Annotated in this window: 21 protein-coding genes and 1 pseudogene; 6 read left to right on the top strand and 16 right to left on the bottom strand. The window is 36.3% G+C overall.

The features are described 5' to 3' along the window. The first annotated feature begins 105 nt into the window (after positions 1-105). The gene (locus IGJ04_RS14250) at positions 106-867 is read left to right on the top strand and encodes a WxL domain-containing protein (RefSeq protein ID WP_002357920.1); all 762 of its coding nucleotides are present in this window, start codon (positions 106-108) and stop codon (positions 865-867) included. Positions 868-981: 114 nt separating this feature from the next. Here IGJ04_RS14250 and IGJ04_RS14245 read toward each other — a convergent pair whose 3' ends face one another. The 3 genes from IGJ04_RS14245 to alsS all read right to left on the bottom strand — a co-directional run bounded on the left by IGJ04_RS14245 (position 982) and on the right by alsS (position 4,590). Beyond that, complete coding sequence (locus IGJ04_RS14245) at positions 982-2,064, bottom strand: PA2928 family protein (RefSeq protein ID WP_016627175.1); 1,083 nt, start codon at positions 2,062-2,064, stop codon at positions 982-984. 157 nt (positions 2,065-2,221) lie between these two features. After that, the gene (budA, locus tag IGJ04_RS14240; protein ID WP_016627176.1) at positions 2,222-2,926 is read right to left on the bottom strand and encodes an acetolactate decarboxylase; all 705 of its coding nucleotides are present in this window, start codon (positions 2,924-2,926) and stop codon (positions 2,222-2,224) included. An 11-nt stretch (positions 2,927-2,937) separates the two neighbouring features. Next, on the bottom strand, positions 2,938-4,590 hold the full coding sequence (gene alsS / locus IGJ04_RS14235) for an acetolactate synthase AlsS (protein WP_002357923.1): 1,653 nt from the start codon (positions 4,588-4,590) through the stop codon (positions 2,938-2,940). 277 nt (positions 4,591-4,867) lie between these two features. On the opposite strand from alsS, the gene IGJ04_RS14230 reads away from it, so the two are divergent. Next, complete coding sequence (locus IGJ04_RS14230) at positions 4,868-5,779, top strand: LCP family glycopolymer transferase (protein WP_002385983.1); 912 nt, start codon at positions 4,868-4,870, stop codon at positions 5,777-5,779. Positions 5,780-5,831: 52 nt separating this feature from the next. Here the strand turns inward: IGJ04_RS14230 and IGJ04_RS14225 are convergent, their stop codons facing one another. From IGJ04_RS14225 to IGJ04_RS14215, 3 genes are all read right to left on the bottom strand, one after another. Then, positions 5,832-7,175, bottom strand: coding sequence for an NADH peroxidase (locus IGJ04_RS14225; protein ID WP_002379347.1), 1,344 nt, complete (start codon positions 7,173-7,175; stop codon positions 5,832-5,834). Positions 7,176-7,360: 185 nt separating this feature from the next. Continuing rightward, the gene (locus tag IGJ04_RS14220; RefSeq protein WP_438840306.1) at positions 7,361-8,053 is read right to left on the bottom strand and encodes a response regulator; all 693 of its coding nucleotides are present in this window, start codon (positions 8,051-8,053) and stop codon (positions 7,361-7,363) included. Beyond that, positions 8,034-9,584, bottom strand: coding sequence for a Spo0B domain-containing protein (locus IGJ04_RS14215; protein ID WP_002379345.1), 1,551 nt, complete (start codon positions 9,582-9,584; stop codon positions 8,034-8,036). The genes IGJ04_RS14220 and IGJ04_RS14215 overlap by 20 nt, the downstream gene beginning before the upstream one ends. A 147-nt stretch (positions 9,585-9,731) precedes the next feature. On the opposite strand from IGJ04_RS14215, the gene IGJ04_RS14210 reads away from it, so the two are divergent. Both IGJ04_RS14210 and IGJ04_RS14205 read left to right on the top strand, forming a co-directional pair. Continuing rightward, on the top strand, positions 9,732-11,057 hold the full coding sequence (locus tag IGJ04_RS14210; RefSeq protein WP_002363749.1) for a 2-hydroxycarboxylate transporter family protein: 1,326 nt from the start codon (positions 9,732-9,734) through the stop codon (positions 11,055-11,057). 31 nt (positions 11,058-11,088) lie between these two features. Then, positions 11,089-12,257 (top strand): annotated as a pseudogene (locus IGJ04_RS14205) (NAD(P)-dependent malic enzyme). Between the two features lie 72 nt (positions 12,258-12,329). Here the strand turns inward: IGJ04_RS14205 and IGJ04_RS14200 are convergent. The 4 genes from IGJ04_RS14200 to ireB all read right to left on the bottom strand — a co-directional run bounded on the left by IGJ04_RS14200 (position 12,330) and on the right by ireB (position 14,710). Next, a complete protein-coding gene (locus IGJ04_RS14200; RefSeq protein WP_002385984.1) occupies positions 12,330-13,178 on the bottom strand; it encodes a helix-turn-helix domain-containing protein in 849 nt (282 codons plus the stop codon). A gap of 500 nt (positions 13,179-13,678) precedes the next feature. Continuing rightward, positions 13,679-13,984 (bottom strand): DUF1292 domain-containing protein, encoded by a 306-nt coding sequence (locus IGJ04_RS14195; RefSeq protein ID WP_002357933.1) that lies wholly within the window; start codon positions 13,982-13,984, stop codon positions 13,679-13,681. A gap of 37 nt (positions 13,985-14,021) precedes the next feature. Beyond that, positions 14,022-14,444 carry a Holliday junction resolvase RuvX gene (gene ruvX, locus IGJ04_RS14190; RefSeq protein ID WP_002357936.1) on the bottom strand — a complete coding sequence of 141 codons (423 nt, stop codon included), beginning with the start codon at positions 14,442-14,444 and terminating at the stop codon, positions 14,022-14,024. Continuing rightward, entirely contained in the window at positions 14,441-14,710 is a 270-nt protein-coding gene (gene ireB, locus IGJ04_RS14185) for a regulatory phosphoprotein IreB (RefSeq protein WP_002357937.1), read from the bottom strand. Before ireB ends, ruvX begins: the two co-directional genes overlap by 4 nt. A 435-nt stretch (positions 14,711-15,145) precedes the next feature. Between ireB and IGJ04_RS14180 the strand changes: the two genes are divergently transcribed. Further along, positions 15,146-15,898, top strand: coding sequence for a threonine/serine exporter family protein (locus IGJ04_RS14180; protein WP_002379344.1), 753 nt, complete (start codon positions 15,146-15,148; stop codon positions 15,896-15,898). A 5-nt stretch (positions 15,899-15,903) separates the two neighbouring features. Continuing rightward, positions 15,904-16,404 (top strand): threonine/serine exporter family protein, encoded by a 501-nt coding sequence (locus IGJ04_RS14175; protein ID WP_002382172.1) that lies wholly within the window; start codon positions 15,904-15,906, stop codon positions 16,402-16,404. A 51-nt stretch (positions 16,405-16,455) separates the two neighbouring features. Here the strand turns inward: IGJ04_RS14175 and IGJ04_RS14170 are convergent, their stop codons facing one another. From IGJ04_RS14170 to walK, 6 genes are all read right to left on the bottom strand, one after another. Next, positions 16,456-17,322, bottom strand: coding sequence for a TIGR03943 family putative permease subunit (locus IGJ04_RS14170; protein ID WP_002379343.1), 867 nt, complete (start codon positions 17,320-17,322; stop codon positions 16,456-16,458). 18 nt (positions 17,323-17,340) lie between these two features. Next, positions 17,341-18,255: a permease gene (locus tag IGJ04_RS14165; RefSeq protein WP_002379342.1), complete on the bottom strand. Its 915-nt coding sequence runs from the start codon at positions 18,253-18,255 to the stop codon at positions 17,341-17,343. 210 nt (positions 18,256-18,465) lie between these two features. Next, complete coding sequence (locus IGJ04_RS14160; protein WP_002357943.1) at positions 18,466-19,272, bottom strand: MBL fold metallo-hydrolase; 807 nt, start codon at positions 19,270-19,272, stop codon at positions 18,466-18,468. 56 nt (positions 19,273-19,328) lie between these two features. After that, the gene (locus IGJ04_RS14155; protein WP_002365516.1) at positions 19,329-20,183 is read right to left on the bottom strand and encodes a two-component system regulatory protein YycI; all 855 of its coding nucleotides are present in this window, start codon (positions 20,181-20,183) and stop codon (positions 19,329-19,331) included. Then, complete coding sequence (locus IGJ04_RS14150; RefSeq protein WP_002385989.1) at positions 20,183-21,493, bottom strand: YycH family regulatory protein; 1,311 nt, start codon at positions 21,491-21,493, stop codon at positions 20,183-20,185. The genes IGJ04_RS14155 and IGJ04_RS14150 overlap by 1 nt, the downstream gene beginning before the upstream one ends. Next, positions 21,490-23,319, bottom strand: coding sequence for a cell wall metabolism sensor histidine kinase WalK (gene walK, locus IGJ04_RS14145; RefSeq protein WP_002379340.1), 1,830 nt, complete (start codon positions 23,317-23,319; stop codon positions 21,490-21,492). The genes IGJ04_RS14150 and walK overlap by 4 nt, the downstream gene beginning before the upstream one ends. Positions 23,320-23,324 lie beyond the last annotated feature (5 nt).

Genomic DNA, 23,324 nt, shown 5'->3' with positions numbered 1-23,324 from the left:
ACAAGTAAAAATTGTCGACTCACCTTTCTCAACTAATATTAAAAACTATTTGTCTCAATATTTTCGAATTCCCTGTAAATTACTGATAAATAAAAACAGCTCCTTTTGCGTATACTTATATTATCAGCACCTAAAGGAGGAACTTTCTTGAAGCAAAAAAATCTACTCACTTATCAATCACTTGCAGCCTTGTTGCTAGTATTCAGTCTCTTTAGTTTTGACCCATCGGTTTCTTTTGCCACCCGTTCTGGAAAAACGCCTGTTTCAGTTGAACTAGAACTTGGAGGGCTGCCTGGTGATGAATCGGTTGACGATGCCATTGATCCTGATTTAGAAAATCCTAACACTAGTTTTGACTTGCTCTTTATTCCAAAAGAATTTACTTTTGAAACCCAAGCGATTTCTGGTGATTTAACGGCAGTTCCTATACGACCTTCTGAAGGCAATACTCATACAATGAGACACTTCGGGATGGGGGATGTTCGCGGAGCCTTAACTGGTTGGCATGTCACTGCTGAAATCCCACACATGCGAAACGAAGCTCATTCTTTACTAGGCATCATTACGTTTCAATTAACAGGCGGCTATGCTCGCTATGACAAAACGTTAAGGCGTTTCTTTATGACAAATACAATGTATGGACTGGATTTTTCAGAAGATCCTGCTGCACCCGACTTCCCGACCAACCCAATTATTATCGGTAACGGTGCGACTTTAATGAGTAACGCTGGTGATAGAAAAGGACAAGGAATGTGGAGCGGCCGCATGACCGATATTTCTCTTGCAATCCAAACCCCTGTTTCACAATTATTTCCTGGCGCATATACAGGTTCGATTATCTGGAATTTAATCTCTGGACCTGCATAAAATAAAAAAAACGCTTAGAAAACTAGCGGAATCACTACTCTTCTAAGCGTTTTTTTATATCATAAGGACTATTTGCTCCTTCTATTTGTCTAAGCATGCTTTACCACTTTTCGTTTAACGAATCACTTGGCCCCAACGGTAATCAAACTGATACTCTTGATTACCATTATTCAGGTTAATTTTGTATAAATAACGCGGGACTTTAATGAATAACGCATCCTCTACTTGAAAAGCTTCAATAGGTACATTTTCTTTAGTTAAAAGCAACGGTGTTTGCCACTCGTATGTTTTTTTCTGCCAATTGTATAAGCCAACTATCGCTTGATTACTTTGTCTTTTCTTGTATGACAGAACATAATAATTTGCTTCATCTTTCTTGCCTAATAAAACTGGTGCTATTAGTTGCTCTTCTAGTTTTCCTTGCACTGTTGTACGCTCTTCCGATGACAGCTCTTGACCAATTTGACTCTCATTTGAATCTACCGTCCATTTAGGCGCTTCTTGTGTTTGAAAGACTTCTTTGAAAGTTGGGTCTTGTTTTAACTGCCAATTTTTCAAATCTAATTGATAATATCGATTGTTTAATCCATAAATATAGAGATAGCGATTATCCATAAAACGATAATCAACGAAATCAGAGCTTAAATAGTCTTTTAATTCAGGGAATTTCTTCACTAAATCCGCTTCAGAAAACTGTTTTTTCCCTGTTTTTGTATCTAGTAAGTAAATGGCCTCGTTATCAGCACTATTCAAAACCACATATTGATCTGTTTGACCAATTAAATAATCACGCCAGCCTAAACGTTTACTCCACATTCGTTCGCCCGTCTGACTATTAACAGAAATCACTTGGAACAATGAGTTACTGGTGCTAATGCCATTCGTTCGTCCATTTGGAATAATCATTCGCTCGATTGAAGTTAAGCCTTTCGTTTTTTCAGAATAAAACGTCGCACTTTTCTCTTCAATCGTTACTGAACGAAACATTCCGAAAAAGATTAAACCAGCAAAATGTACCACTGCAAGATAAACCAATAAAATTAACGCATAGGGAACCAGTCTCCTTGTACTCCGCCTTCTTATTAAGGAAATAACCAAAATACCACTAATTACTATAAAAATAATTGCTACAATGATGACAAAAATATCATGATAGAGCCAACCAGATAATTGCCAACTTCTATAAAGTGTGTCCATTACGCCATCCTTTCCAATTGTTATTTGCTTATTATAAAAAGGATACTATTTTTTTTTGAAAAATAACAACAAAAAGCGACGAACAGCAATAAGCCCATTCAAGTTGACTAACTAGGTCAACTTGAATGGGCGTGGAGAAATGTGCCTTGTTATTCAGTTATTCCGCTTCTTCAATTGCGGACAAAGCTTTTGCAATATCAATTTCTTTATTCCGATAATCAGCATCATGAACTGGAAAATGCTGTCGCAATTCTGCTGTTTCCATCCACGAAACAGTCCCTTGTTTAATGCCAAAATCAAGAATGTGCCCACCAAATTGGTGATCCTCACTGATAAAGTGCAAATGAAATCCTGCAGCAGAAGCACCATGAAATAATTTAGGTGTAAAGAACCCTACAACTGTTCCCTGAATATTCTCCGCTGTAAATTCAGGTTGATTGCGTGCTGCTTCTACAAATGGTGGATACGGTTTTTCTTGTTTAGGTGCCACACGGACATGCATATTCGCAAAAAGACCGCTAATTTTAATTGCCGCAAAAAAATTAGGACTAATTTTTTCTAAAATTTGTGCTTTAATATTTTCATCGGTTTCCGTTGATACAGGGAATGCGCCATCTTCTTGAAAACGAGTAACTGCGGCATATGGCGTTAATTCTTCGCCTTCTAAAATAGTAATTTCGCCAGTTTGATTCGCATGATACAATATACCGTCCAATAAAATAATTTCGCCATTTGATCCTTCTAATGTCCCAATTCCAAAATCACCTTGCGTGAGTAACGTACCAATTTCTGCCGTTCCTGCCATCAAACTTTCCATTAAACCGCCTAGCGTACCATGTTGATAAACATATTGTTCGCTCATTTTTCCATCTCCTAATAAAGTTGATCTGGTAACAATGTTTTACCTAATTCTTGATTATCTGAATAATCCACAGGAACATCAATAATCACTGGGCCTTCTGTTTGCATTCCTTCTTCTAAAGCTGCGGCAAATTCTGCTTGTGAATGCACTCGAACCCCTTTGGCTCCAAAAGCTTCAGCATATTTCACAAAATCAACTGGACCAAAATCTACGCCAGAGGATCGATTATATTTCATTTCTTCTTGGAATTTAACCATATCATAACTACCATCATTCCAAATAATATGCACGATATTTTGCTTTAAACGAACCGCTGTTTCTAATTCTTGCGCTGAAAATAGGAAACCGCCGTCCCCAGAAACAGAGATAATTTGTGTATTCGGACGAACCAGCGCAGCCGAGATTGCCCAAGGCAAAGCGACACCTAATGTTTGCATACCGTTACTAAATAATAAATGACGCGGTTCATAACTTCTAAAGTGGCGAGCCATCCAAATGTAATGGCTCCCTACATCAACAGTAACTGTCATTTCATTCGTGGTTTTTTCTTGAAGCGTCTGAACAATTTCTAATGGATGTAATCGATTTTCAATTGTACTTGTTTTTACTTCTTTAATCGTTAATTTTTCTTGAAGCGTTTCTAAATAATCTTGCGCATCTTCTGTTAATATTGGTTCACTAAATGCTTCTGATAATTTCAAAATATTTTTAGACATATCACCAATTAGCTCTTCTTCCGGTTGCATATATTGATCAATTTCCATTTGAACTTCATCAATAACAATAACGCGCGCATCTTTTTCTGCGTTCCAATTACGTGCTTCATATTCAATGGGGTCATAACCAATAGCAATCACTAAATCACTTCTTTTTAACAAACGATCCCCAGGTTGGTTTCGAAATAAACCAACACGCCCAAAGAAATGTTCTTCTAATTCTTTTGAAATAATTCCTGCTCCTTGGAACGTTTCCACGACTGGCAAACCAGTTATAGCAACCAATTCACGAATGGCTGCGGTAACTTTTCGTGCAGAGGCCCGCATTCCTAAAAGTAAAACAGGTAATTTCGCTTGCTTGATTCGTTCAGCTAAAGCTGCGATTGTTTCTGCTGATGCATGGCCCAGTTTCGGAGCCGACAAAGGCTTAATTGCTTCGCCTGTCACCGGACTATCTGTGACATCTTGTGGGATCGATAAGAATGTTGCGCCTTTTTTCGCTGTTTTGGCGATACGGTAAGCATTGGCAATATTTTCAGATAATGTTTCTGGATCTTGAATTTCTGTACTGAATTTTGTTATTGGACTAAATAATGCAGCATTATTCATGCTTTGGTGAGTTAATTTTGACAAATCGGACCGTTTTACCTGTCCAGCCAATGCTAAAACAGGGTCCCCTTCTGCAGTCGCAGTTACTAACCCAGTTGCTAAATTGCTGGCACCAGGTCCACTAGTCGCAATAACTAAGCCAGGCTCTCCCGTCAAACGACCAATCCCTTGTGCCATAAAGGCTGCATTTTGTTCATGTCGAGCTAAAATTAATTCTGGACCTTTGTCAACTAATGCATCAAAAACTCCATCAATTTTTGCACCGGGAATCCCAAAAATATAGGGCACTTCGTGATTGATTAAACTTTCTACTATGATATCTGATCCTTTTTTACTCACTGTTATACCTCCAATTAAAATCTGTACTAATTACAAATACAAAAATACCACTAAAATTCTAATTAATCAACAATGAAACACCTTGAAAACGTGTAATATACTAATTCGCATATTTTAATAGAATTGAGATATTTCAAAAGATTAAGCAAAAATAATGCAAAATACCTTAAAGTTTTATAGTCTTTCAACAATTATTATATACTTCTTCACTAAAAATTAGTAAGATTAACCTATAAGAAAAAAATCACAACCTGTGATAAATTATTGGAGGAAAAATATGTCAAAAGGGAAGAAAATTTTTGCCATTATCTTTGGAATTATCTTGGTTCTATTTCTTGCAGTTGTTGGAATGGGAGCAAAACTTTATTGGGATGTTTCTAAATCAATGGATAAAACCTATGAAACAGTAGAACGATCTAAAAAAAGTCAGGTCAATTTAAACAATAAGGAGCCTTTTTCTGTTTTATTATTAGGGATCGATACAGGCGATGATGGGCGTGTCGAGCAAGGTCGTTCGGATACAACAATTGTTGCAACAGTTAATCCTCGTGACAAGCAAACAACCTTAGTCAGTCTTGCTCGCGATACCTATGTAGATATTCCAGGTCAAGGAAAACAAGATAAATTGAATCACGCCTATGCTTTTGGTGGGGCATCTTTAGCAATGGACACAGTTGAAAACTATTTAAACATACCTATTAATCATTATGTTTCAATTAATATGGCTGGTTTAAAAGAATTAGTCAACGCGGTTGGCGGAATCGAAGTGAACAATAATCTGACTTTTTCTCAAGACGGGTATGATTTTACGATTGGTAAAATTTCATTGGATGGTGAACAAGCACTCTCCTATTCAAGAATGCGTTACGAAGATCCTAATGGTGACTACGGCCGCCAAGAACGTCAAAGAAAAGTGATTGAAGGCATCGTCCAAAAAGTCTTAAGTCTTAATAGCGTGAGCAACTATCAAGAAATTTTAACAGCTGTTTCTGATAATATGAAGACAGATTTAAGTTTTGATGACATGAAAAAAATTGCCTTAGATTATCGCAGTGCCTTTGGTAAAGTGAAACAAGACCAACTTCAAGGTACTGGTTTTATGCAAGATGGTGTTTCCTATCAACGTGTGGATGAACAAGAATTAACTCGTGTCCAACAAGAGTTGAAAAATCAATTGAATACAAAATAAAAATAAAACCCACGAGTACTATAAATACTCATGGGTTTTATTTTCTCTTCTATTAACGTTCTTGTTTCACCGCTTCTAAAGCCGCTGTATTAATAATATTCCAAGGTTTGTCAAACGCTGGTTGGAAGAAGAAATCCGCATAGGCTAAGTCTTCAATCGTCATTTTGGCTTGAATCGCTAATGAAATAGCATTAATGTTTGCAGTTAAATCTGCTTTCGACATTAATTGAGCGCCTAAAATTTGTGTTGTTTCAGGATCATACACTAATTTAAACCAAGCTTTTTGTTTGTCTGGATTGAAGTCCATCAAGTAGTCTTCTACTACTGTCACCGCTTTTGTTTCTTTTCCTAATTTTTGAGCCATGACTTCGTTAATCCCTGTTGAAGCAAATTTATAATCAAAGACGGCCAAGCCAGAAGATCCTTGAACACCAGGGAAAGGTTTAACTGGTTCCTCTAGGTTTTTCACAGCAAAGCGACCTTGTTTACGAGCATTCGTTGCTAAGGCAATATTTACTTCTGTGTCTGCAGGATTGTATTTAATTAACGTAGCATCCCCTACTGCAAATACATCCGGCTCACTTGTCCGCATGTATTCATCCGTCTTGATTAGGCCATTCGGATGTAATTCCAAGGTACCTTTTAACCAAGCAGTGTTTGGACGGACACCAACCGCTACAACGACCAAATCAGCATCGTACGCATTTTTATCTGTAACGATTTTTTGCACACGACCGTCGCCTTCGTAACGTTCAACTGTTTCACCAGTTGCAATGGTAATATTATTAGCTTCCATCTCTTCTGTTAAAACATCTGTAAATTCTTTATCTAGATATACCCCTAATGGACGATCTAAAATGTCAATAACAGTAACCTTTTTGCCGGCTTTTGCAAATGCTTCGGCAGCTTCAATCCCAATATAACCACTACCAATCACAACCACATTATTGACTTCTGGATCTACTGTTTTTTGTTTTAATTTAATGGCCCATTGACGACCACGCATCAAGTAAATATTATCCAAATCTTTACCTGGAATATCTAATTCAAATGGGACAGCTCCGGGACTGATGATTAATTTATCATAATTTTCAACACGTTCTTCACCTGACACTAAATCTTTCACTGTCACTTGATGTTCTTTTGGTTGAATCGCTGTAATTTCAGTATTAGAAAAGACATTTACACCACGGCTCTCCATTTTTTCGCCAGTCATATAGCGAACAGAATTAACATCTTTCACTTTTCCTTCTAGGTACAACTGCATGCCACAAGACAAGAATGAGATAAAATCACCTTTCTCATACCATTGAATTTCTGCATCAGGATGAAGATTTAGTAATTCCTCTACCGCTTCATAACCTCCATGTGATGATCCTAAAACAATAACTTTCATCGCTCGTTCCTCCCATATAATATTATTTCTTACATAATAAAGAATATCATATATTCTCAAAAAATAACAAATAATATCCTCTTTTCCATTCTCAATTAAGTGCTTTAAATGAGAATAAAAAGGAGTATCCTCTGTATTTCGCCACTTTTCAATTACTTTTTTTATTTACTAAAAAATAAAAAATACTAAATTCTCCGATACGATTGATAAGGACGCCCCACTTTTAAATAGCTATTTTTACTTTCTAAAAGGTTATTTTTTTCTAGAAACAACACATATTTGCGAACAGAAACATGTGAAAGCTGACTCGCTTCTGATAATTCTTGAATCGTAAAATAGTCGGTAAATTCGTCTATTTTTTTTAACAATAATTGTAATGTTGCTTGTGTTAGTCCTTTTTCTAAGGACATGTTTTGAAGAGCTTGTTCATTTTTACGTGCGTTTGTCTGTGAATAATGAAATAATTGGTCCACTTTTGTTTGCGAAAGCTCCTTCGTTTCCAGCGTGAATTGAGCAGTTTTTTTCTGATAGTTTTCGATACTTTGTTGAAATCGCTCAAAAGAAAAGGGTTTAACTAAATAGTCTAAAACGCCTAAATGTAAGCTTCGTTTAACATTTTCCAACTCGTTGGCAGCCGTAATCAGGATAACTTCTGTATCAATTTTTTCATCTCTAATTGTTGGCAGATAGGTCAAGCCATTGCCATCTTTTAAATGAACATCTAATAAAACAAGTGCTGGTTGTTTTTCTTTCGTTAGTAGTAGACCTTCAGCAATTGTTGCAACCGTAAAAATAGTCGGTTGGTGAATTAATTTTTCAAGATATTTTTGATGTATATATGCAACCATAGGATCGTCTTCAATAATCAATAGGTTCATTTTCCTCTGCTCCTTCGTAATGAACATTTATGCGAAGGACAAGCCAATTGTTTTGTTGGTTTTCCCAAGTCAATGTCGCTTCCGCATTCTCTAATAATCTTGCCAAATAAGAAGTGAAAAACTCTTGCTCAAAGCGTTCCAGTTGTTCTTTTGGATAAGCAAACGAATAAGTCGTCGTCAAACTTCCTGGCTGATAATCAATGGTTTCAATGATCTCTTCTGGCAACGTTTGCTCCATCAGGAAACGATGAATATAACGGTAGATAGCAATCAAATTTTGCGTATCTTCATCTCGTTTATTTGGTGGAATTTCTGGATAAATTTCAATAGCTAATTGTGTTTTAATTTCTGCAAACTTGATTCTTTCCCCACTTAAAAAACCTGCTAGAATAGGATTTCTGACCAAAATAGCTAAGCGCTGTGCAAATTCCTTTTCTGGTTTCAATAAATCGGCTAGATAATGTTTTAGCGCCTCATAATCTTCTAAATCGACTAAGCCATAAATGACATGCATCTTATTCATAAATTCGTGTGATTGACTTTGTAATGCCGAAGCATATGTTGTTGTGCTGACAAGCTGTTCTGCGACAATAAACGTTTCTGTCGCATTTTTCAGAAAGATAACATGCCCAATTGTTTTTTTACGGACATTAATCGGGGCGATTGAGACGAAATAATCCTGGCCATTTTGACGATAGAATTGCTCTGTTTTTGAATGTACGACTAATTTTTCAGGAGATAAAACCAATGCTGAAAGTTTCTTTCCTAGTAAATTTTCTTCACTATTTGTTATATTATGATACATTTTAGTCGCCTCAATATTTGCTAATAAAATATTTTGATCGGTATCAATCACAAGGATTGCGTCTTTCGTTTCCTCAAGCATGGCGTTTCGCTCTTCTAATAGACGAGCAATTTCTCTTGGCTCTAAATCGTGAAGTTGTTTTTTTAAATAATAAGAAACCACGATGGCTAATATAAAGCCAAAACCAACACTTAAAAGGACACTCACTGTGTAATCATTTTTTGTTCGTTCAATCAATTGTGAAAGCGAGGTCATTTTAATGCCCATTGCCACAACCCCAATTTGTTTTCCTTGATCATAGACTGGGACAAAACCTCGTAATGATTCTCCTAAACTCCCTTGACTAACAGACAAATGTTCCTCCCCTTTTAATGCTCGCACTTCATCGCCACCTTCAAAATGCTTACCTATTTTTTGGCGATCAGGATGTGTTAAACGAATCCCCTGCATATTCATAATCACGATAAAATCCAACTGATGGATTTCACCTAAACGAACCGTATACGCTTCCAATTCATCTGAATAGTGATCATTCTTTAAGGCTTCAATAACATTCGGTTCAATAGCCAACTGTTCCCCGACGGCTAAAAGTGCTTGCTCTTGGTTTTTACGAACTTCTTTAATTGTTTGAACCGTCGTTACTCCGTAAAAGAAAGTAATCATAATAATTAATGTTGCAATAAAAATCACTGATAAGAAACACCATAATTTCCCGCCACGCTTCATTCCATCCCTCTTTTCTCTTCAAATAAAGTATAGCATAGGAAGATTTGGTTAAAAAACTTTTCTTTAGTTAAATTAATTAAATAATCTACTCTACAGAAAACGTTTACATTATGATGAATATAGATTAAAGTTATAGGAGGAAATAGCATGGAAAAGAAATTGCCCGCAACAGCTGCTAATGAAACAGATTGGCGCAACAAATTAACCAAAACGAGGATTGGTTCGGTTACGTTACCTGTTTATCTTGTAACAGCTAGCATTATTCTTGTTACGGCTCTATTAGAACAACTACCAGTCAATATGTTAGGTGGTTTTGCCGTAATTTTAACAATGGGTTGGTTACTTGGAACAATTGGTGGAAATATTCCTATTTTGAAACATTTTGGCGGTCCAGCAATTTTATCTTTATTAGTACCATCAATTATGGTCTTTTTCAATTTACTCAACCAAAATGTCTTAGACTCAACAGATATTTTAATGAAACAAGCAAACTTTCTCTATTTCTATATTGCATGTTTGGTCTGTGGAAGTATCCTTGGAATGAACCGCAAAATTTTAGTCCAAGGTTTAATGCGCATGATTGTCCCGATGGCATTAGGAATGATTTTAGCAATGGGCGTTGGGACCCTTGTTGGAACACTGTTAGGTCTCGGTTGGAAACATAGCCTTTTCTATATCGTCACTCCTGTTTTAGCTGGTGGAATCGGTGAAGGCATTCTTCCTTTATCCCTTGGTTATAGTGCCATTACTGGATTGCCAAGTGAACAATTAGTGGGGCAATTAATTCCCGCAACCATTATTGGTAATTTTTTTGCTATTATGTGTTCTGGTTTACTTAGTCGTTTAGGAGAAAAACGCCCTGAACTTTCTGGACAAGGTCAGTTGATTAAAATTACCAATTCAGATGATTTAAGTGATGCTTTAGAAGAAGACAAAGCACCAATTGATGTAAAATTAATGGGCGCTGGTGTTTTAATTGCGTGTACCTTATTTATTACAGGCGGTTTATTGCAACACTTAACAGGCTTTCCTGGTCCTGTTTTGATGATTGTTGTCGCAGCCTTTTTAAAATACTTAAACGTAGTACCGAAAGAAACCCAACGCGGATCAAAACAGCTTTATAAATTTATCTCTGGCAATTTTACGTTCCCGTTAATGGTCGGCTTAGGTATGTTATATATTCCTTTAAAAGATGTCGTAGGAATGCTTAGCTGGCAATATTTTGTTGTGGTAATTAGTGTCGTTTTCACTGTTATTGCTACAGGATTTTTCGTTTCACGCTTCATGAATATGAATCCCGTTGAGGCTGCCATTGTCTCCGCTTGCCAGAGTGGTATGGGTGGGACTGGCGATGTGGCTATTTTAAGTACAGCCAATCGAATGAACTTAATGCCGTTTGCACAAGTTGCGACACGTTTAGGCGGTGCCATTACAGTAATAACAATGACTGCTATTTTTAGAATGCTTTTTTAACTATAAGTGAATTATTTAGGAGGAAAATGATATGTCAACAAAAGATGTAAAAGAATTAGCGATTGAGCAAGCAAAAAAATTTGGGGGGAAATTAGAAGTCTGCCCTAAAGTTCCGATTGAAACAAAAGCAGATTTAGGAATTGCCTACACACCAGGTGTTGCGGCTGTTTCTTCTGCCATACATGAAAAAAAGAACGCGCTTACGAATTAACGACAAAGAAAAACACCGTCGCCGTTATTAGTGATGGTTCAGCAGTTTTAGGTTTAGGTAACATTGGTCCTGAAGCAGCGATGCCTGTCATGGAAGGAAAAGCTGCATTGTTTAAACGCTTTGCTGGTGTGGATTCGATTCCCCTTGTTTTAGATACACAAGATACCGAAGAAATTATTCAAACGGTGAAATTTTTGGCTCCAACCTTTGGGGGGATTAACTTGGAAGATATCAGCGCTCCTCGTTGTTTTGAAATTGAACAGCGTTTAATCGATGAACTAGATATTCCCGTTTTCCATGATGATCAACACGGGACAGCGATTGTTGTTCTAGCGGCTTTGTACAACAGCTTAAAATTAATCAACAAGAAAATAGAGGACATTCATGTGGTAATCAACGGCGGTGGCTCCGCTGGTCTTTCGATCACAAGAAAATTTTTAGCTGCTGGCGTAAAACATATTATCATTGTTGACCGTGCAGGGATTCTGAGCGAAACAGATACAGCTCTGCCACCACACCACGCAGAAATTGCGAAGCTAACCAATCGGGAACACCGTACCGGTGATTTAGCTACTGCTCTTGAAGGCGCTGATGTCTTTGTTGGTGTTTCGGCACCAGGTGTTTTAAAACCTGAGTGGATTCAACAGATGAATGAGCAGCCAGTTATTTTTGCAATGGCTAACCCAGTTCCTGAAATTTTTCCTGATGAAGCTTTAGCGGCAGGCGCTTATATTGTCGGAACTGGTCGTAGTGACTTTCCGAATCAAATTAATAATGTGTTGGCCTTCCCTGGTATTTTCCGCGGTGCCTTAGATGCTCGGGCGAAAAAGATTACGATTGAAATGCAAATTGCCGCTGCCAAAGGTATTGCAAAATTGATTCCCGATAACGAACTCACGCCGACCAATATTATTCCCGATCCATTCCAAGAAGGAGTCGCAAAAGTCGTCGCCGAAAGCGTCCGTAACGCTGTCAAAGAAACAAATTAAAAAGAGAAAAAAAGAACAACCTAACTCCTCTTGAGTTAGGTTGTTCTTTTTAAAATCTGAAACGATAATTCATTATTTAAAACTGATGTTAAACTCTTGCATATCTTTTTCAATATAAGTAAGTAATTTTTTATTTTCAAAGAAACGTGTAAAGTAGTACGCAATACGATAATCTTCAACAGCATCTAGTCCTAGCATTTGTTTATTAAACGCTTTTTCGTATAATAAGCAATCTAAAGAGTAAATAGAACTGTGTGTCCGATTAATTTCGATTCCTTTATCACTTAATTCAATACTCTTTGCATAGTCTTTAATTAATGAATAGAATTTTGCGGTATTATAATAAATACGGCATTGCTCTAATGGATAATCTAATTTGAATTCGCTTAGCAATTGTAAAGATTTATCGTAATAAACTTTTGCTTTTTCAATATCATCTTCTAATTCATATAAAATACCGATCGCATTCATACTCAAAATATTATAAATATTAATATCACGACTAATTTCAGAACCACGATGTAAATAGAACAATGCTTCGCTATTATTTTTCTTACCTAATAAACTCGTAATTCCTTTATAATAGAAAAATTTTGTTTCTAAAATTCTGTTTGAACTTTCGATATCATCTGGATAGTCTTTCAACAAATCATAGGCTTCATCGTGCTTAAAGTAAAAGCATAATTCTTCTACTTTATTTAATAAGCTTTCGAGTTTTTTCTCACTAGAACCTTCGATACATTCTTCTACTTGTAAGTCTAAACGTAGACATACAGATGAGAAAATGTCTAAACTGTCACACACATTTTTGTTTTCAATGTTACTAATTGTTGCTTGTGTACAAATTCCTTTTGCCAATTCAGCTTGCGATAATTTTTTCTTTTTACGCGCTGTTTTGATTTTTTCTCCCGCTACTCTCACAGTCAAAACTCCAATCTTTCTATTTTTTTTGTATTAAACATACCATCATTTTACAGATAATGTTATAATGAAGCTATCATAATAAAGGAGGTGAAATATATGTTTGATTTACTTGCTTTATTAACTGGAATTTCAGTTCGTGGCAATGCACCACACCAATAATTACGTGTTTGTTTAACTGAATTTCTGACGGCTCTACCTATGCCAGTAGGTGGAGCCATTTTTTTATTTAATATTATAAAATTAACAGTATTTCTAAAACCTCATACTTAGTATAACACAAATTATAAATTATGCTAGATAGTTACTAAATTAACGTCATTACAAGGATGTTACGTTTTTACAACATCTTGTAAAACTAGACAATGCTGTCCTTCTTTATCCATCACACTCAATGATAGTGATAGTATCTTATGATAGAAACAACATGTACATTATAACAATTATTATTAAGAAAGCTACTTCTCAATAGGAGAAGTAGCGCTTCTCTCGTTACAGTTTTACTCTTCTTCTTCAGCCATGAATGTATTGAAAACTTCTTCAATCATATCCCATTCAGCGTCTGTTTCGATTTGCTGTAAATCGCCTTCTGTACCTTCTGCGTTTTCCACATAGGAGTAAGCTTGCAATTCAACATCTTCATCCTCAGGAATTCCTGCTGGATATAATAAAACATAATTTTTACCGAATTCTTCTTGACCGTCAACAGTTAGTAAGATCTCGTATAATGTTTCATTTCCTTGTTCGTCTACTAAAGTAATGTGTTCATGTCCTTCGTGATCATGATCGTGGTTATGTTCTGTCATTCTTCTTCTCTCCCTTGATGTATTCAAAGCTCGATAATTATCGGCTATGTGCATCTAAATAATTTTGTAGAATCATTACTGCCGCTAGTTTATCAATCACTTTTTTTCTTTTGGCTCTTGAAGCATCTGCTTGCTCCACCAAGAAACGCTCTGCTTGGACAGTTGTTAATCGTTCATCTTGATAGTCAACAGGTAATTGAAATAATTCTTGAATCTTATCACCATATGCCATGGATGCTTCAGCTCTAGGACCGATGGAATTATTCATGTTTTTCGGTAAACCTACGACAAATTTCGTGACTTCGTATTCTTTCACCAATTCACCTAATCGCTCAAAACCGAAGTTCTCTTCCTCTTCATTGATGCGAATAATTTCGATGCCTTGTGCTGTCCAACCTAATAAATCACTAACAGCCACACCGACTGTCCGTGAACCTACATCTAGCCCCATGATCCTCATTTGATATCGATTCCGTGGTTCGCTAAGTAATATTTGGTTAATTCTTCCATGATTTCATCACGTTCATGACGACGAATTAAGTTTCGAGCATCTTGATAACGAGGAATGTAAGCCGGGTCCCCAGAAAGTAAATACCCTACTATTTGGTTAATAGGATTGTATCCCTTTTCTTCTAATGCCCGATATACGGTTTCTAACGTTTCACTGATTGCTTTTTTTCGATTATCATCAAAATCAAAGCGTACTGTTTCGTCTGTAAAACCCATTTTACTACACCTCACTTCTACTTTTATACAATTTCATTTTACTAGAAAAGAACCGAAACTACAAACAAAATTTCTTCTCCTTCTCTCTTTTTTGTTATTTCTTAGTCTTTTATTAATAAAGGCTTCGTAAAAAAATGACAGCCATCGATAATTTTAAAATTATAAAAACAAATACACAACTTTATAAAACAAGAATAAAACTCTGCTAAATCGCCAGAATATCACCTTTCCCTCCAATTCATTTTGCGAAAAAATCGACGTTTTTCTTTTAAAAACTTTTAAATATCTATGATTAAATAATATCAGCCTTTTAATGTTACAATTCGCTAACAATCTGTTTACGATGTAAATTTTCGATTGCAGCTGTTATTTATTTCCTCTTTTTGGTTCGTTTGTAGTACACTAGAAGAAAATACATAAAGTGAGGCTTGCTCAATGACTCCTGCTCATTTGGATTTACTTTTAGAAACCTGTTTGTTAGCTGGTAAAATTATGATAGAAAGCGATGCAGAAATGTACCGTGTTGAAGATACAATGAGCCGAATTGCGCTTGCTTCTGGCAACTATCGAATGGTTAGCTATGTGACACAAACCGGGTTATTTGTTGGCATAGATGGAACCTCCACGATTCGTATGGTTCAAGTAATGAAACGTGGTATTGATTTAGAAAAAATCTCTCGTGTGAATCAGCTGTCTCGTGCTTATGTGGCTGGTGATTTTTCTTTAGAGGAATTACTGAATAAACTAAAAGTGATTGATAGTGAACACCGACATTTTCCAATTAGCGCACGCATTGTTAGTGCGGCCGTTGTCAGCGCTACAATTATGATTCTTTTTGGTGGTGTCTGGTCCGATTTATTCTTGACTTCTCTGATTGGTGGTTGCGGCTATAGTCTTTATTATTTTAGTTTAAAGTTTCTCAAGATTAAATTTTTATCTGAATTTTTAGCTTCGTTGTTCATTGGTGCAGCCGCTATTCTTTCAGTCAAATTGGGACTCGGACAATCACAAGATTTAATCATCATTGGTTGTGTCATGCCTTTAGTGCCTGGTGTGCAAATTACCAATGCTCTTCGCGATTTGCTAGCTGGACACTACTTATCGGGTGTTTCTCGTGGGACTGAAGCATTAATGACTTCAGGAATGATTGGTTTTGGCATTGCTTTTGTCTTTCAACTTTTCTATTAAAAGGAGTGACTTACTTGCTAGGAATCGTTTTGGTACAATTTATCTTTAGTTTTTTAGCTTCTGCGGCGTTTGCGATTATTATTAATGTTCCTCGACGATCACTGGTGGCTTGTGGTCTAACTGGTAGTGTGAGCTGGATGCTTTATTGGGTAATCGTTGAAGTTTTTAGTGGAAATGCAGCATTAGGTTCCCTCATCGGTGCTGTCGGTGTTGCGGCAGTAAGCTACCTATTCTCAAAAATATTGAAAATGCCTGTCACGATTTTTAATATTCCTGGTATTGTTCCATTGGTACCTGGTGGCTTAGCTTATCAAGCTGTTCGGAATATCGTAATTGGCAATTATGAAAAAGGTGCCTATTTTACCGTGCAAGCTGTAATGATTGCTGGGGCAATTGCGTTAGGCTTAGTCGCTTCTGAGGTTTTCAATCAGAATATCCGCAGCTTTCGAGAAAAAAGAGAATCTTTGGGTTTTATTCGTCGTAAACGCAACAAAATTAAAAAATAGACAGCAAAAAAGTTGGTTGCTTCCATTTGATAAGGAAGCAACCAACTTTTTTTAAAAGGAACGATAGACATATTGATTTTTTGGTGCTTGATCTGCTTTGACTTTCTCCACTTGCACAGTTGGTATTTGTCGTTTAAACGGTGGATAATAGGACAACTCAACCGTGCCGGTAATCGTTACCCAATCATTGTTTTGAAATTGAGTATGTTCAGGAAAATGAACCAACAAGCCAAAAACACCAGAATCAGCGACACAATGAATAATCCCAAAACGGAAGACAAACTGGTCAACACTTTCTTCTCGTTTTGAATTATAGACAAAGCCTTTATAAGAAATCCTTTTCCCTGCAAATTGACTTGGATAATTATAGATTAGTTCCATAATTTCCAAATAGTTTTCATCCGTAATTGAAATCACAGATTGGCCATCATATTGTTTCATGGCTTTTGCCATCTGCTTGTCATAATCCGTCTTATTGAAATACATACTTGTATCAGGTTTCAAATATTGCGTTTGCATATCAGGATCCCCTACTGATTCTTTACTTACTGGAAAGTTAAATCCTTTTGCTTCAACAATTGTTGTGTCTAAACTAACTGTCGGAAATAATAAGCCAACAATCAACGGTAAAGAAAGTAGTAAATAGGCAAGCCCTCTTTGGCTGGGTTTTTCCAAATTATGCTGATGGCCATGATGTTCATGTCCCCCATGTTGGTGCATGTCTTCATGTTTTTTTTGTATTGATGGATCTGCTTGGTTCCACAAAATCAATTGGACAATCGCCATAATAAAAGCTAAAACCATTGATAAAACAGCTAAGTAATTATAATGAATATTGATATATTGGTTCAGTTCACCTGAAATTTGAAGATACATCATCAACCCCATATATCCAATTAAAATAATAAATCGTATCATCGATTGTAGGCCTCCTTTCTAAACTACTGCCGCATAAATAGTTACGACAAGCGCCACTATCAAAACAAATTGTACAATGAATGACATCTTAAAATAACGTTTCATCATCAATAAATTTTTAATATCTACCATTGGACCAAAAACTAAGAAGGCGACAATTGGTCCTGTGCCAAATAAACTCAAAAGAGAAGAACCAATAAATGCATCCGCTTCTGAACAAAGTGATAGAGTGGCAGCGATGACTAGCATGACTAGAATCGCTAAAATCTTTGAATGGCCTAATTGCATAAGTGCACCAGTTGGGATATACGTTTGCATGATTGCTGCCAACAAAGAACCAAAAATTAAATAGCGACCTGTATCAAAAAATTCATCAATACTATGGGTTAACGCTGACCAGCCGTTTTTCCAAAATGAACGAACTTCATCAACGTGTTCATGCGTATGAGCAACCTGCTCTTCTTTAATCTGCGCCAACTCTTTTTCTGTTAAAATTGATTCTTTTCGAAAATAAGCTAACCAAATGCCGATAACCCACGCGACAATCATACTACCTAAAACTCGCCAAATCACAAATTTTGTTGCGCCACTAAAAGCTACGTATGTTGAGAATAGCACAATTGGATTAATGATTGGTGCCGTTAACATAAAAGCAAAAGCGGTATGTGTTGGTACATCTTTTTTTACAAATTGATGCACAATTGGTACAATCCCGCATTCACAAGAAGGGAAGAAAAACCCTAGGAAACTACCTACACAAATTGATAAAAATTTATTTTTAGGTAACACTTTTTTTACTCGTTCTGGTGTTAAAAAAACATGTAAAGCGCCTGAAATCAAGCAACCTAACATGACAAAAGGCAATGCTTCGATAATAATCGAAAGAAAAATAGTGCTCATCTGTAAAACAGAGTTTGGTAAAAATTGAAACATTATAGACCTCCCACTAATAAAAATCTAGTTAACTATACTCCTAACACCAGACAAACACAAGTATTTGTCAAAAAATTAACTAAGAGTTTAAAAGTATTATCACCGATGTCTCTGTCAAACCAGCTAGATAAAAGAACAAAAAATGAGCATGGGACAAAAATCACTTTGGATTTTTGCTCCACGCTCAAAAACTGATAAACCACCATTATTCTAAATTTGAAATAACTCTGAGGCTGAATCGGGGTCTGTATCATATACCTTAAATGCTTCACCGACGCCTAAATCCTTTTGCTTCAAAGTAGACTCCATTGCCATTCGCGCATGAAGTTTCGTATTATTTTCTTTGCTAAGATGACCTAAATAAATGCGTTTTGTTTTATCACCTAACACATCCGCCATCACAAGAGCACCATCATCATTGGATAAATGGCCTTTATCTCCTAAAATCCGTTGTTTAAGACTCCATGGATAAGGTCCTGCTCGCAAAATTTCAATTTCATGATTGCTTTCGACTAAATAAGCATCTGCATTTTCAATCGTACCACGAATATGATCGCTACAATAACCTGTATCCGTTAGAACAACAAAGGAACGATTATTGCGATGAAAACGATAAAATTGAGGCGCAATCGCATCATGTGAGACACCAAAACTTTCAATGTCCATATCTCCCAAGGTCAAAACTTTGCCCATTTCAAAAATATGTTTTTGAGCGACATCGACTTTGCCAATCATGGGATCCATCGCTTGCCACGTTTTTTCATTGGCATAGACATCTAACTTATATTTTCGCGCTAACACGCCAACGCCGTGAATGTGATCCCGATGTTCATGTGTAACTAAAATCGCATCTAAATCTTCTGGTTTGCGATTGACTTCTGCTAACAGTGAAGTGATTTTTTTGCCACTTAAACCCGCATCTACTAATACTTTCTTTTGGTTGGTTTCAATAAAAAGGGAATTGCCTGTACTGCCACTGGCAAGAACACTGATATTAAAAGCAAACTCTGAATCCATTTAAAACTCTTCCCTTCTACATTACAACATTAACGTGTTTCATTATACAACGGACCTTAATGTTTTTCCACCTTTGGCACAGTATTATTTGTGATGATGGTATTACTTACGGCATTCACCTGTTCAATTTCAACTGAATCTTCACCAGTAGAAATTCCTACAAACCAGACTGGAACGTATACATTTTTCTCACGAATTTTATAAATTCTTGAATAGGCCAATTTAATGAATGTTATTTTGGAATTACTAGGAATCCGGTTATTCATATAGAGCGTGTCTATCGCATCACGATTGGAATATAAATCCGTTTTGTCTCGTAACTCTTCAATATTTTCAATGTGCGTTTGCGAATATTTACTAATTTTCCATAATTCACCTGACGTATCTGCTAAAATACTTAATTTTGCCGTGTCGTCTCTAAAAGGAATTCCTTTATACGATTGTGCAGCCACAATTTCTGCCGTCGGCTCTTTTAAATGAGAAAATTCTGGTAAGTATTGATATTCGTCTCCGAATAATAAAGCATTTTTTTCATTTAAAAAGGTACTTAAATCTTTATCAATTTTCTTAGGATCAATAAAATAGTTTTTACTAGGTACACTCGTTAAAGTATTATCCGCAATTTGCAGCCCATTTCTCAAAAAATTTTTATTCTTTTCACGTTGGATTTTTAAAGCAGCAGAAAAATTGGTTTGTTCGCCACTTAAATAATAACCTTCCAATCGTTCTGAAGAAAGTGTCCCTTTATACGAGATGTTATCTTTTTCCAACCGACTTTCAATCGATTCTGTTTGGCTGGAAGAAGAGACGTTGCTCTCCTCTTGTTGACCTTCCCGATAAATTCCAAATAAAAAGATATTTAATCCTAAAAATGCTAAGAAGAAAATCCACTCAATTCGTTTAAAATCCATTAGCCCACCTCCAAGCTTGGTAATTGTTTTACCAAGTCCGTTGCAGTGTACCAATTGTTGTTATAAAGGACATACCATTCCGGACTTAAATCAACGACTTGTTTGACTTCTTCAATTGTCTGCCACGTATAACCGATAACAGCCGATTGAATTTTTTCCTTTTTAGCACCAGCCGTTTCTAAACGCTTAATCAATTTTTCCGTGCTTTCCAGCGTCACTTCTTCTTCTGAAGGAATCGGCACTTGGATCGTATTCACACTTGTGTTAATGGTTACGCTTGGTGCAGCACCATCGTTGTTCGTGATGCGAATATCCACTTGGCCTTTTAAATCATTACTGAACACTGGGAAACCTTCCACAAAAGTCCGATAATTGACACTATCTTTCGTTCGATCAAAGTAACGCAAATTCCCCATATTGGTTCCTAAACGTTTTACATAAGAAAAGCTTTGATTATAGATTGAGTCCCGTTTATTCTCTTCTGGCAAGGTCCCTTTAAAATCAATTTTTCCCAGTTTTTCTTCTGCAAACAATCGTTCTTCTTTACTCGTGTAGGTTAAGTCTTGACTGTCTTCATTGGTTTGGATATCTTCCGTTTCATTGAAAAAAGCATTCCTAAAACGAGTAACTGGTTGCGAAGCTAAGATATAACTGTACTTTTTCAACTTCATATCATTGGTTAAATAACATTGCCCTTGTTTGGTTAGCGTATTTTCGGAAACGTCTTGATATTGTAATCCCTCTTTATTGATAATTCCCATTAAGCGCGCCTTATTGACAGTCATGGGCGCTTCATAGACGTTGGCTTGATCATAATCTAAAAAACGTATCTTATTTTCGTTAAAATCCAATTGAATTTTCGTAAAATACTGGTCCGTCAACTCATTAAAGTTAGTAAAATTAATGGATAGATTATAAATCGAAGCATAGTCCGAGATTAAAAAGGGACCTTGATAAAGAAGTTCAATGCCTTGTTCCATTTGGTTGTAGCGCTTAAGTTGCTCTGCATTTTTTGTCACAACTTGTGTCAATTTACCAAACGTAGCCATTTTAATATCATTTTGAACATTACTAATTAATGTTTCACGATTACTTTGCATCGCTTTTCCATCAGTTATTCGAATCAATTGCAAAGGTAAATAGACATCGCCAATGGCTTTTTCATTGACAGCTGTTGTGACTTGGCTTCCCGACTTCATTTCTGGTATTTTTTTGGCAGAATTCAGCCAGATATTGACTGAAAAATATATACTTAAAATGACCATCAAAATCAAGCCAATTCTTGTAATCCATTCTGATAATTTCATCATTCCCACCAATCCTCTTCATAAGGTTCATATGGTAGTGAAATATAGAAAGTCGATCCTTCACCTTCTGTACTTTCCACCCAAATACTCCCGTTATGGGCCCGAATTACTTCTTTAGAAATTGCTAAACCTAAACCAGTCCCACCTTGTGCTCGCGCACGTGCTTTATCCACACGATAAAAACGCTCGAAGACTTTCCCGAGATCTTTTTTAGGGATGCCCAAACCTTGGTCCGAGATACTAAAGACGACATTATTATGTGTTTCAACTAGTCGGCAGGTAATGACGCCGCCATCTGGCGAATACTTAATCGCATTGTTCAAAATGTTGTCTAAAACCTGAATTACTTTGTCTGTATCTAATTCTACCCATAAATCGCGTTTAGTAAATTCACGGCAAATTTTGTAATTTTTTTGCTCATTTTCAATCATCATATCAAAGCGATCCAAGACAAAATTAATCAATTCGTTAAAATTCACATACTCTAATTGAAGATGTGTATTCCCAGAGTCCATCCGAGATAAATTTAACAAATCATTAATCATACGAATCATCCGGTCGGTTTCTTCTAACGTGACTTTTAAGAAATTCGGCGCAATCTCAGGGTTTTCCCAAGCTCCTTCACTCAAAGCCTCTATATAACTACGCATACTTGTTAAAGGCGTTCGCAACTCATGAGAAACATTGGAAACAAATTCCCGTCTTTCCCGTTCGTTTTTTTCCTGTTCTGTGACGTCATGAAGTACGCAAACTAAGCCAGTAATAAATCCTGATTCCCGACGAATCATTGTAAAGTCTACCCGGATAATCATTTGGTCTTCTTCACGATCAGACGTTGAGCGATCAATCAGCAGTTCATCTGGCTCTTCTAACAGCTTCCGCAATGTGTAATCTTCTTCAATATCTAACAACTCTAATAACGAGGTCCCAATCACATTTTCATTTTTTACATTTAATAATGAAAGGGCCATTTCATTAATCGTAATCACCTTTCCGCGGCGATCCGTCGCAATGACACCATCTGTCATATGCGTTAAGACACTATCTAAACGATTTCTTTCTGCTTCCATTGTTTCTTGTGCTTCTTCAATCCGTTCTGATAATTGATTAAATGTTTCTGCTAATTGGCCTAATTCATCTTTTCCATGGACTTCTACTTTTCCAGCGTAATCACCACGAGCGATTCGAATGGCTTGCTCGCGCATTTCACCAATCGGCTTCGTGATTGATCGTGCAATCAGTAAAGTCACAATAATCGAGATTGCTGCGGCAATAATAGAAGCAGTGAAAAAGATACTTGCTGTGTTGGTAATTTCTTGGTATTTATTTTCTAAATTACTTTTCACATAAAGGACGCCAATCACTGTTTCTCCAGTAGGCGATTGAATCGGCTGGACATTCACATACACGCGTTTATCATTATCTAAAGCTTGATATTTTTTACTCGTAAAGTCATTTAAATCACGATAATCATTCTTTTTCCCAATAATATTTTGTTGATTTAAATCATTGGTTGCCCGAATAATCCCTTTATCATCGACAATTCTCGCTTCAGAAATATCTGCATTTGAAAAATCAGATAACGCTTTTTTTAAATTTGCATCAACGTCACTACGTTCGAGATCTTTGTTGCTCATCTGCGTACTTAACGTGTTTGACAATTGGACAACTTGGGAATCCATATTTTTTTTAAAATCGGAAATTGTAGTGGCTTCCAATTCACGAATGAAATAGCCACCAATGATTTGAATCGCAATCAGTAACAGCAGAATAAATGATAAAGCAATCTTAAAATTAACAGATTGAAAAAAGTGAACTTTTTTCTTCATACCTG

This window comes from Enterococcus sp. AZ050, assembly GCF_051715085.1.
In the GTDB taxonomy this organism is placed as follows: domain Bacteria; phylum Bacillota; class Bacilli; order Lactobacillales; family Enterococcaceae; genus Enterococcus; species Enterococcus faecalis.
The sequence above is the reverse complement of the archived record's forward strand: the minus strand, read 5'-3'. Positions and strand labels throughout refer to the sequence as shown.

What these genes read in the sequence shown, in the direction of transcription:
- IGJ04_RS14245 (WP_016627175.1), bottom strand. Translation starts at nt 2,064, where the DNA reads ATGGACACACTTTATAGAAGTTGGCAATTATCTGGTTGGCTCTATCAT.
- budA (WP_016627176.1), bottom strand. Translation starts at nt 2,926, where the DNA reads ATGAGCGAACAATATGTTTATCAACATGGTACGCTAGGCGGTTTAATG.
- IGJ04_RS14230 (WP_002385983.1), top strand. Translation starts at nt 4,868, where the DNA reads ATGTCAAAAGGGAAGAAAATTTTTGCCATTATCTTTGGAATTATCTTG.
- IGJ04_RS14225 (WP_002379347.1), bottom strand. Translation starts at nt 7,175, where the DNA reads ATGAAAGTTATTGTTTTAGGATCATCACATGGAGGTTATGAAGCGGTA.
- IGJ04_RS14220 (WP_438840306.1), bottom strand. Translation starts at nt 8,053, where the DNA reads ATGAACCTATTGATTATTGAAGACGATCCTATGGTTGCATATATACAT.
- IGJ04_RS14215 (WP_002379345.1), bottom strand. Translation starts at nt 9,584, where the DNA reads ATGAAGCGTGGCGGGAAATTATGGTGTTTCTTATCAGTGATTTTTATT.
- IGJ04_RS14210 (WP_002363749.1), top strand. Translation starts at nt 9,732, where the DNA reads ATGGAAAAGAAATTGCCCGCAACAGCTGCTAATGAAACAGATTGGCGC.
- IGJ04_RS14195 (WP_002357933.1), bottom strand. Translation starts at nt 13,984, where the DNA reads ATGACAGAACATAACCACGATCATGATCACGAAGGACATGAACACATT.
- ruvX (WP_002357936.1), bottom strand. Translation starts at nt 14,444, where the DNA reads ATGAGGATCATGGGGCTAGATGTAGGTTCACGGACAGTCGGTGTGGCT.
- ireB (WP_002357937.1), bottom strand. Translation starts at nt 14,710, where the DNA reads ATGGGTTTTACAGACGAAACAGTACGCTTTGATTTTGATGATAATCGA.
- IGJ04_RS14180 (WP_002379344.1), top strand. Translation starts at nt 15,146, where the DNA reads ATGACTCCTGCTCATTTGGATTTACTTTTAGAAACCTGTTTGTTAGCT.
- IGJ04_RS14170 (WP_002379343.1), bottom strand. Translation starts at nt 17,322, where the DNA reads ATGATACGATTTATTATTTTAATTGGATATATGGGGTTGATGATGTAT.
- IGJ04_RS14165 (WP_002379342.1), bottom strand. Translation starts at nt 18,255, where the DNA reads ATGTTTCAATTTTTACCAAACTCTGTTTTACAGATGAGCACTATTTTT.
- IGJ04_RS14160 (WP_002357943.1), bottom strand. Translation starts at nt 19,272, where the DNA reads ATGGATTCAGAGTTTGCTTTTAATATCAGTGTTCTTGCCAGTGGCAGT.
- IGJ04_RS14155 (WP_002365516.1), bottom strand. Translation starts at nt 20,183, where the DNA reads ATGGATTTTAAACGAATTGAGTGGATTTTCTTCTTAGCATTTTTAGGA.
- IGJ04_RS14150 (WP_002385989.1), bottom strand. Translation starts at nt 21,493, where the DNA reads ATGATGAAATTATCAGAATGGATTACAAGAATTGGCTTGATTTTGATG.
- walK (WP_002379340.1), bottom strand. Translation starts at nt 23,319, where the DNA reads ATGAAGAAAAAAGTTCACTTTTTTCAATCTGTTAATTTTAAGATTGCT.